The organism is Mesorhizobium sp. WSM4841 (genome assembly GCF_055811515.1).
On sequence record NZ_JBVVQC010000029.1, the window covers coordinates 85,902 to 95,171 of the forward strand.

A 9,270-nucleotide genomic window follows, 5' to 3' on the forward strand; every position below is an offset into this window, starting at 1 on the left:
TTCTTCGTCGAGCCAAGTTGAGACAGCAGATAAATCATTCCATGTTTAGCAATTCCGATGCACCGGATTCCAACACCTCATCGCAGCTTTCCGCGATATGCGAGCAAGAAGGCTTCAGCCAATGGCGGTTTTTCGATAATCGGCCGAGTCTATCCCATGTCGTTTCAGCTTGTCGTAGAAGGTCTTGCGGGGAACTCCCAGGGCTTCGATCGTGCGCCTCACGTCGCCGCCGCATTCCTGCAAGGCATCGCGGATGACGGTCGCCTCATAAAGGCTGACCTTTTCGGACAAGGGGAGGTTTGATACCGCTTGTTCCTTTCGACCTGGTGCAATGGGCGTGCCTACCCCTTCAAGTCCCAATGCAACGCGATCGGCGAAATGCACGAGTTCACGGACATTGCCGGGCCAATTGTGGCTCATGAGGCGATCGCGCACGCCAGCGCTTATGTCCGGAACTGGCCTGCCGAAGCGTTTGGAGGCGCGTTCCAGGAAATGCCCAAAGAGGATCGGGATGTCTTCGCGCCTTTCGCGAAGCGGCGGGATGCGGAGCGTCACCACATTCAGCCGGAAATAAAGGTCTTCCCGGAAATCTCCGCGGGCGGCCGGATCGCCGAGATCGGCCTTCGTAGCCGACACGACGCGAAGGTCGATGCTGCGGGTTTCATTCGTGCCGAGTGGCGTGATCTGCCGGGTCTCAAGCACCCTCAGAAGCTTCACCTGGAGTGCTGGCGGCATCGACTCGATTTCGTCGAGGAAGAGCGTCCCTCCGTTCGAATGCTCGATGCGACCGGTCCTGCGCCTCTGCGCGCCAGTAAAGGCGCCTGCCTCGTGCCCGAAAAGTTCGCTATCGATGACGCTTTCGGGCAGCGCTCCACAATTCAGGGCAACGAAGGGCTTCGTGCGTCGTCTGCTCCAGCGATGAAGCAGATCCGCGACCACCTCCTTGCCCGTGCCCGTCTCGCCTTCCACAAGGACATCCACATCGGTATCGGCGATCTGGCGGAGAGTTTCGCGCAGTCGACTCATGGTCGGTGCCTCCCCGATCAGCGGCATATCCCCCGCAGATCGGACAACCGCATCCCTAAGACGTCTGTTTTCCAGGACCAGGCGCCGTTTTTCCGAAGCGCGATGCAGCGTCACTAGAAGCCGGTCGTTCGCATATGGCTTCGAGATGAAATCGTAGGCGCCGTCCTTGATGGCGGCAACGGCCAGCTCGACGTCGCCATGCCCGGTGATCAAGACAACCGGAATGTCCGGGTCGATCGCCTTCACTCGCTCGAAGAGCTGAAGGCCGTTCAGCCCGGGCATGCGGATGTCACTCACAACGGGGCCATCGAAGTTCTCGTCGATTCTGGCGAGCGCGGCCTCGGCGGAACCGAACACGCTCGGTGAGAAGGAGGCAAGCTTCAGCATCTGCGTGGCTGCGCGGAGCAGATCCTCATCATCGTCAATAAAAATGACCGGTCCTGTTTCAGCACTCATGCCGCGCGCCTCAGCTGGACCGTGAAGGAAGTCCCTCTCCCCTGGCCGGCATCATCATGCCGCAACGAGCCGCCGAGCTCACGTGCGATCTCTTCCGAAATGACCAGGCCAAGACCGAGACCGTTTTCCTTGTTGGTAATGAACGGCATGAAGAGGCTCCTGCGAATATCGGGGGCAAGGCCGGGGCCGTTGTCCCGAACGGAAATAGCGACCATTTCCCCGTTTTCGGCGAGCGCTATCTCGACCCGGGGCTCCGGTTGGTCCTTCAGAGCGTCAAGCGCGTTCTGGAGAAGGTTGACGAGGATCTGCTCCAGTCGCATGCGGCTTGCCATGACAATTGGAGATGGATCGATCCGCTTTCGTTCGATCGTCACCCCGGAATCGCGAATTCGGCCTGAAAGAAGCAACAGGGCGCCGTCGATCGCGTCTTCCGCTGGTATCTGTCCCATAGATCCGCTGGCGCGGCGGGAAAAGGACCTTAGCGTTTCGGTGATCGTGCCGATCCTGCCGGTCATGGCGACGATCGAGGTCAGATTCTCGGCGGTGTCTTGCGAACGGCCGATCCCAAGAAGACGCGCGGCATTTTCAGCATAGGTGCGGATTGCGGCGACCGGCTGGTTGATCTCGTGGGCGACCCCGGCCGTTATCTGTCCCACGATAGACAAGCGGTTCGCCTGGGCGAGTTCATCGCGCAAGCGGCGCACTCTTGCCTCAGCGTTCTCTCGCTCGGCGATCTCACCGGCGAGCGCTTCGTTCGAGCGCTGGAGCTCCGCCGTGCGCAGTTCAACGCGATGCTCCAGTTCCGCATTCAGGAATACAAGCACTTCTTGCCGCTGCCGGACCGCCCGCCGCCGTCGAACAATGATGAAAGCGACGATTCCAACGAGAACGAGGGCAAGCAGCGTCGTCACGCGGGCTGTCATGACCGCCGAGGAGATCTCGGTGTCGGCGGGAATGAGCAACGACATGCGCCAGCCCGGAACTGCTTTGCCGAGATTCTGCGAAACCGCAACGAAACCGGCTGATCGACTCTCAGGACTTGCGGTGACCAGGTTGCCGCCGCGGCGGGAAACCGGCACCGGCTCGAAAGTCGCGCCCGGTAGCTGCAGACGATCGCGAGCGGTTTGCGTCTCCTTTTCGGAAAGTGGTGAGAGAGCGCCAAAACGCCAATGGGGCACGCTCGTCGCAAGAACCACGCCGCGCTCATCGGTCGTGAAGACCACGAACCCGCTCTCCAGCCAGCGCGACTCGACCCGGTCGAGCTCCACCTTTACCACAACCACACCGAGAGGCCCCTCCGGCCCATCGACCCTGCTCGACAGATAGAGCCCAGGCCGCGCGCTAACCGTGCCGAGCGCATATTGCATAGCCGCGCCATCCGCCATCGCCTCGGTGAAGTAGTGGCGAAAGCGATAATCGCTGCCGACGAAACTGGTCGGCTCGCCGGCGTTGCTCGCAGCAACCGCTATGCCGTCAGGATTAATGATGTAGATCATAGAAGAGCCGGCGTCGCGCGCGATGGCGCGAAGCTTGTCATCAAGCGGGGCTTCGTTGGCAGTGCTCGGACTGCGAAGCATCTCCTGAACCGCACCGTCGCGTGCCAGGACCAGCGGAATCACTCGCTGCTTCTCGACCTCCCCTTTCAAACTGTCGGCTGCAAGCGGGAACGCGGCAAGAGCACGGTCGCGTAGGGCATACTCCGCTCTGGTGCCGGCGATGCGGCCCGCTGCAAAGACGACGAAACAGAGCGCCGCACCAAGAATTGCAAGCAAAACCGCAAGCCAGAGAGATCGACCGCCGGCCGATCTGCCAGGGAAGACCAATGGGACGCGCTGGAAGGCGCCCGTGCCAATGTCTTTTTCTGCCATCGCATTCTTCAGACCGACCATTGACGAACCATAGTGCGGGGTTCCGCCAGAAGGGAAGGCGATCAGTGCGGAAAACCACACAACCCTTGCTGCGCAATTGTAGGAAATACCTGAGACCCCGGCGATTTCCGCGTTTTCTTGGCTTGGCACGGCTCTTGCGACCAACATCGCAGCAGCGTTCGACCGGAGCGCCGCGATGGGAGAAGCCGCGGGAAGGAGGAAGAGCCCGCCCCAAACCGGTCAGGGAGAGAGAACTTACATGTTGACCCCACTGGCCCCCAGCGCAAATCACGCACCCCGCAAGACCCTTTGTGCCAAGCTTTACGTGCAGGTGCTTGTCGCAATCATCCTCGGAGTTGCGGTTGGCCATTTTTATCCGCAAATCGGAGAAAACCTGAAGCCGCTCGGCGATGCCTTCATCAAGCTCGTCAAGATGATCATCGCGCCCGTTATTTTTCTGACCGTGGCGACTGGAATTGCCGGCATGAGCGATCTTCAGAAGGTCGGCCGTGTTGCCGGCAAGGCGATGGTCTATTTCTTCACCTTCTCGACGCTCGCGCTTATCGTCGGCCTCATCGTCGGCAATGTAATTCAGCCTGGCGCCGGCCTCAACATCGATCCGACCTCGCTCGACGTCCAGGCCGTCAATGGCTATGCCTCAAAGGCCCACGAGCAGTCCGTGACCGGCTTCCTGATGAACATGATCCCGACCACGATTGTCGGCGCCTTTGTGGAAGGCAACATTCTACAGGTGTTGTTCTTCTCCGTCCTCTTCGGCATCGCGCTGGCGATGGTCGGAGAAACAGGCAAGTCGGTGCTTTCCTTCCTTCAGGACCTCACTGCACCCGTTTTCAAATTGGTCAGCATACTGATGAAAGCCGCGCCGTTCGGGGCTTTCGGAGCAATGGCCTTCACGATTGGCAAATATGGCATCGGTTCGGTGGCTAACCTTGCGATGCTGGTCGGGACCTTCTATCTCACCGCATTCCTCTTCGTGTTCGGGGTTCTCGGTGCAGTCTGTCGCTACAACGGCTTCTCGATCTTTTCTCTTATCCGCTACATCAAGGAAGAGCTGCTGCTGGTCCTCGGAACGTCCTCCTCCGAGGCCGCGCTGCCCTCTCTCATGGAGAAAATGGAAAAGGCCGGCGCCAAGCGCTCGGTCGTGGGCCTCGTCATCCCGACCGGATATTCCTTCAATCTGGATGGCACCAATATCTACATGACCCTCGCGGCCCTTTTCATCGCGCAGGCGACGAATACGGATTTGTCAATTAGCGACCAGGTCCTCCTGCTGCTCGTCGCGATGCTTTCCTCAAAGGGTGCAGCAGGTGTCACAGGTGCCGGCTTCATCACGTTGGCCGCTACGCTCTCCGTAGTGCCGGCTGTTCCCGTTGCTGGAATGGCGCTGATCCTTGGCGTCGACCGCTTCATGTCGGAATGCAGGGCACTGACGAATTTCGTCGGTAACGCGGTGGCATCGCTCGTCGTCGCCCGCTGGGAAGGCGAATTGGACCAGGCGCAATTGGAAGCTGCCTTCTGCGGCCACCAGCCTGCCGAGACATCAACCGGCCAGCCACTGGTAGCGCCCGCGCCGAGCAAGTCGGCAGCATCGCTACCGGTTGAATCGCCTGGCTGGTCACAAACGCCGGACAATCGAGCCGCAGGCTCCAAGAGCCTCTCGCGGGCAGATGAAATTAAGAATCCCGAAATGCAGTGAGTGCAGAATTATGTGCGCCTCGCGCAGGTCTCCACCGGTCACCACGCACATCAAGCCATCTATGATGCATTTAATACTAACGAAGATTGGGACGCCCGGTTCGTGGAACCGGGCGCGGAGCTCGATCGGAGCCACCGCGGTCAGCTCTCGTCGGCACGGCTGAACAAATCGCCCACGCTCTAGGCAACGAAAGCGATCTTGGCATGGAGGAATCCATGATCTATGGGCAACGATGATGCCGAAGACGGTCGGAAGGCGCGTCGTTCCACGTTTCGGCTTCTACCTCGCACCACGCCACGACAAGAATTCCGGTAGCGAACAGGATCAATGCAGGAATGATAGATTTTACTGAACCTTACCTTTACCGGGTTTCTTTCCTGATGTCGTTTTAATCAGACTTGGACTATGGCGAAGCGACCCACAATTGCTGATATCGCCCGGGAAGCGGGGGTCAGTGTTGCCACCGTTGACCGAGTTCTGAATGCCCGTCATCCGGTGCGGGAGGAGACTGCGAAGCGGGTCTTAGCGGCGGCACAGGCCATCGGATATCACGCCGCCGGTCTTATCAAGCAGCGCCTGCAGCGGGACCTGCCGCAATATCGGCTTGGCTTCATCCTGAGAAAACCGGCTCACCATTTCTATCAGGGCTTGGCGCGTGAGGTCGAAGCGGCGGTCAACACGGCGAAGTGCTTCCATGGCATTCCGCTCATCCAATTCGCGCCGTCGCACATGCCGTGCGACCTTCTTCCACTGCTCAAGGATTTCGGCGCGCGCTGCCACGCGATCGCCATGGTGGCGCCGGACCATCCGGCAATCACGGCAGCCGTCCAAGAACTCAAGGCAAAAGGCATCCCCGTTTTCTCGCTGCTTTCCGATTTCGCCGCAGGTGTACGTGAGGGTTATATCGGCCTCGACAACCGCAAGATCGGGCGGACGACAGCGTGGATGTTTTCAAAGGTCGCAAAACGGCCGGGCAAGGTGGCGGTTTTTGTCGGCAGCCACCGTTTTCAGGGGCAGGAGCTGCGGGAGGTCGGCTTTCGCTCCTATTTCCGTGAGAATGCACCGACATTTGAGCTGCTCGATCCGCTCGTGAATCTTGAGGCACGGCAGATCACTTACGAGGCCACGCTGGATCTCATGCAACGGGAACCCGAACTCGTCGGCTTCTATGTGGCCGGCGGTGGTATGGAGGGAGCGATCTCCGCGCTCCGTGAAGAAGGCGAAAGCCGGGGTCTCGTCGCGATCGTTAACGAGATCACGCCGGAGTCACGGGCAGCACTCGCAGATGGCATCATCACGATGTCGGTCGGCACGCCGCAGCGCCGGCTTTGCCAGGAACTGATGACGCTGATGGCCCGGGCCATCAAGGCCGGCACTTCGGAGTCGCCAGGGCAGACTTTTCTGCCGTTTGAGATCTATCTGCCGGAAAATATCTGAAAAGCTGATAAAATTCTATCGTGAGAGCCAACTTTCCTTTCGTAAATGAAAGAAAAGCAGCGGGAGTTTGGTTGACTCACCTCCCCCATTCCGGTCTCGTTTAACAACGCGCGGTTGCTGCGCGGCGGAAGCCAGTCAGCCGAGAACGACGACCCGCACTTCATGGAAGAGAAAGGAAAGCCATGCGTCAAGCATCGCTCCGCTTTGCGATCGACCCCATGACGCCGCCCCAACTTGCCAGGGCCGCGCTTGCCCGCGGCCTGACTGGCGTCGACACTCGCTATAATCTCGGCGGCAAGCTCATTGCTGGCGATAAGCCGGCTGCAGACGTCCGTCTCGCTGGCGGATCAAGCGTAACGACTATCTCCATCAACGCCTTTTCGTGCTTCAATGAATCCCCGCGTGCCAGACCGAGGGGAGTAAACTCGTCGATTATGCGGCCTGCGGAGCGAAGACGCTCACGAATGCGATTCGCCGAGGATATCCACGCGCTGGACAATAGGCGCATTTGCCTCGAGCATCGATTTCATAGCGCGAGATCGATGATCACATACAACACGATACTCGCAACTCCGAGCAAAGTGCCAGGCAGACCTCGTCATGCTGCATATCGCTTCCAAAAATGAAAAGGCCTAATTCAAAGTCCGAGACGAATCCCGTGGTCCCTATTGTGCCGTTGCACGAGAGGGCGCCAGACATCTTCGAAACATCGAAAGCACTCACCGCCCCCTCTGGGCTCGATGCCACGTTGGCCAACGTCGTCGATCTCCTGCCATCGTTGGTGCAGGTGCGGCACGGCATCATCTCGCTCTTCGGCGGTGCCGGCATACCGGACATGACCGTCGGTGCCGGCTGGAGCGAAGGCAGCGATGAGCGCTACCGGAAGCATCTGCCACGGACGGCGATCGACCAGATCATAACGACGGGCATGGCGCTCGTCGCCGAGAACATAGCGGTGGATCCGGCCTTCAACGCCGCCGACAAGGACGTGCTCGGGGCGTCCGACAACATGAAAGTGTCGTTCATCGGCGTACCCATTCGCGTCGATGCGAACGTCGTGGGCACGCTGACCATCGACCGCATCCTGGACAACAAATCAGGTTCCCTCCTCGATTACGACCTCCGCCTCCTTACCACAATCGCCAATCTGGTTGGGCAGACAGTGAAGCTGCATCGCATGTTCGCGTCCGACCGCGAGCGACTGATGGCCGAGAAAATCCGGATGCAAAAGCAATTCGGCGAGCTCAAGCAGCCTGGGCATGAGGGCAAAAGGGCTCATGTCAAGGGGATCATTGGCGACAGCCCGGCGCTGCGCGGGCTGCTTGAGAAGGTCGCGTTAGTGGCCAGGTCCAACAGCACCGTTTTGCTGCGCGGCGAATCCGGGACCGGCAAGGAGCTGGTCGCCAAGGCCATTCACGAGCTGTCGGGGCGCGCCAAGCGGCCGTTCATCAAGCTCAATTGCGCAGCGCTCCCTGAGACAGTCCTGGAATCCGAACTGTTCGGTCACGAAAAGGGTGCCTTTACCAGTGCATTCAACTCGCGCAAGGGGCGCTTTGAGCTCGCCGACAAGGGAACGTTGTTTCTGGACGAGATCGGTGAGATTTCGGCCTCGTTCCAGGCAAAGCTGCTGCGCGTGCTGCAGGAGCAGGAGTTCGAGCGCGTCGGCAGCAACCAGACGATCAAGGTCGACGTTCGCGTGATTGGCGCCACGAACAGGAACCTGGAAGACGCTGTTGCAAGGAACGAGTTTCGCGCCGACCTTTATTATCGCATCAGCGTTGTTCCCTTGCTGGTGCCGCCATTGCGCGAAAGGCGCAGTGATATTCCGCTCCTTGCCGCCGAGTTTCTCAAGAATTTCAACAGCGAGAACGGCCGTACGATGGTCTTCGATGCGAGTGCGACTGAAGTGCTGTTGAACTGTGCTTTTCCCGGAAATGTCCGCGAGCTTGAAAATTGCGTGCAGCGGACAGCGACCCTGGCAGCGGGAGCGTCAATCGTCAGAAAGGACTTTGACTGCAGCCGCGGCCAATGCCTTTCCGCGATGCTATGGAAGAACGCATCGAAGGAGACAGCGCCGAAATCGGAGCCGATCGCACCATCGCCACTGAACCCGGCCATGCAATCGTCTGGTGCTTTTGCTTCGGCCGCCTTTGGGGCCCCGCCTGTTGACAGCGAGCAGGCACTGCCAGCGCCTGTTCGGGTAGCCCTCGTAAGCGACGCGAAGATGACCGATCGCGAGCGTCTCATCGCGGCCATGGAAAGATCCGGCTGGGTACAGGCAAAGGCAGCGCGCCTGCTTGGACTGACGCCGCGCCAGATTGGCTACGCGCTGAGGAAATACGGTATCGAGATCAAAAATCTCTGAACCGGCGGTCGGACTTCCGATATGTGGGGGCCGCGACATAGCGAGCGAGGCGAATAGCTGGGGCAAATCAAGCGTGGGTTGGTTCGGCTCGGACCTCCGTCGGTGAGCGGTGCAGCCCTCCTGTCGGCGCCGGCCGCAGCGCCCACCTCCAGCTCCATCAGCCGCTCGGCGGCAAAGCCGATCATCTCGCGCAGGATATCGGCGTCGGGGGTCTTCTCTACGAGCGTGCGCAGGTTCATCATGTCGTTGGTTATCGGTGGTTCCTTCGAATCAGGTTGTGTCAGCAACCCAACCCTACCGAAGAACATCGATGACCGCCGCTACGCCGCTCGCTCGCTTGTATGGGCTAATCTTTGTCAAGGTGATCTTTCAGTCGTTCCGTCTCCTTGTTCAGCTGTGGC

Annotated in this window: 5 protein-coding genes and 1 pseudogene; 3 read left to right on the top strand and 3 right to left on the bottom strand. The window is 59.6% G+C overall.

Annotation, left to right across the window (positions count from 1 at the left end):
- Positions 1 to 114: 114 nt before the first annotated feature.
- Positions 115 to 1,482, bottom strand: coding sequence for a sigma-54-dependent transcriptional regulator (locus AC0L14_RS26845; RefSeq protein ID WP_473528509.1), 1,368 nt, complete (start codon positions 1,480 to 1,482; stop codon positions 115 to 117).
- The gene (locus AC0L14_RS26850; protein WP_473751302.1) at positions 1,479 to 3,350 is read right to left on the bottom strand and encodes a sensor histidine kinase; all 1,872 of its coding nucleotides are present in this window, start codon (positions 3,348 to 3,350) and stop codon (positions 1,479 to 1,481) included. The genes AC0L14_RS26845 and AC0L14_RS26850 overlap by 4 nt, the downstream gene beginning before the upstream one ends.
- A gap of 259 nt (positions 3,351 to 3,609) precedes the next feature.
- Between AC0L14_RS26850 and AC0L14_RS26855 the strand changes: the two genes are divergently transcribed.
- The 3 genes from AC0L14_RS26855 (at position 3,610) to nifA (ending at position 8,869) form a co-directional block, all read left to right on the top strand.
- The gene (locus tag AC0L14_RS26855) at positions 3,610 to 5,067 is read left to right on the top strand and encodes a dicarboxylate/amino acid:cation symporter (protein ID WP_473751307.1); all 1,458 of its coding nucleotides are present in this window, start codon (positions 3,610 to 3,612) and stop codon (positions 5,065 to 5,067) included.
- Between the two features lie 405 nt (positions 5,068 to 5,472).
- Positions 5,473 to 6,504 carry a LacI family DNA-binding transcriptional regulator gene (locus AC0L14_RS26860; RefSeq protein WP_473751303.1) on the top strand — a complete coding sequence of 344 codons (1,032 nt, stop codon included), beginning with the start codon at positions 5,473 to 5,475 and terminating at the stop codon, positions 6,502 to 6,504.
- A gap of 622 nt (positions 6,505 to 7,126) precedes the next feature.
- A complete protein-coding gene (gene nifA / locus AC0L14_RS26865; protein ID WP_473528513.1) occupies positions 7,127 to 8,869 on the top strand; it encodes a nif-specific transcriptional activator NifA in 1,743 nt (580 codons plus the stop codon).
- Between the two features lie 122 nt (positions 8,870 to 8,991).
- On the opposite strand, the pseudogene AC0L14_RS26870 reads toward nifA, so the two are convergent.
- A pseudogene (locus AC0L14_RS26870) lies at positions 8,992 to 9,123 on the bottom strand (IS256 family transposase); the annotation flags it as partial.
- Between the last annotated feature and the right edge of the window lie 147 nt (positions 9,124 to 9,270).

Excerpts from the sequence above, each read along its gene's own strand:
- AC0L14_RS26860 (WP_473751303.1), top strand. The coding sequence starts at position 5,473 with ATGGCGAAGCGACCCACAATTGCTGATATCGCCCGGGAAGCGGGGGTC.
- AC0L14_RS26855 (WP_473751307.1), top strand. The coding sequence starts at position 3,610 with ATGTTGACCCCACTGGCCCCCAGCGCAAATCACGCACCCCGCAAGACC.
- AC0L14_RS26850 (WP_473751302.1), bottom strand. The coding sequence starts at position 3,350 with ATGGCAGAAAAAGACATTGGCACGGGCGCCTTCCAGCGCGTCCCATTG.
- nifA (WP_473528513.1), top strand. The coding sequence starts at position 7,127 with ATGAAAAGGCCTAATTCAAAGTCCGAGACGAATCCCGTGGTCCCTATT.
- AC0L14_RS26845 (WP_473528509.1), bottom strand. The coding sequence starts at position 1,482 with ATGAGTGCTGAAACAGGACCGGTCATTTTTATTGACGATGATGAGGAT.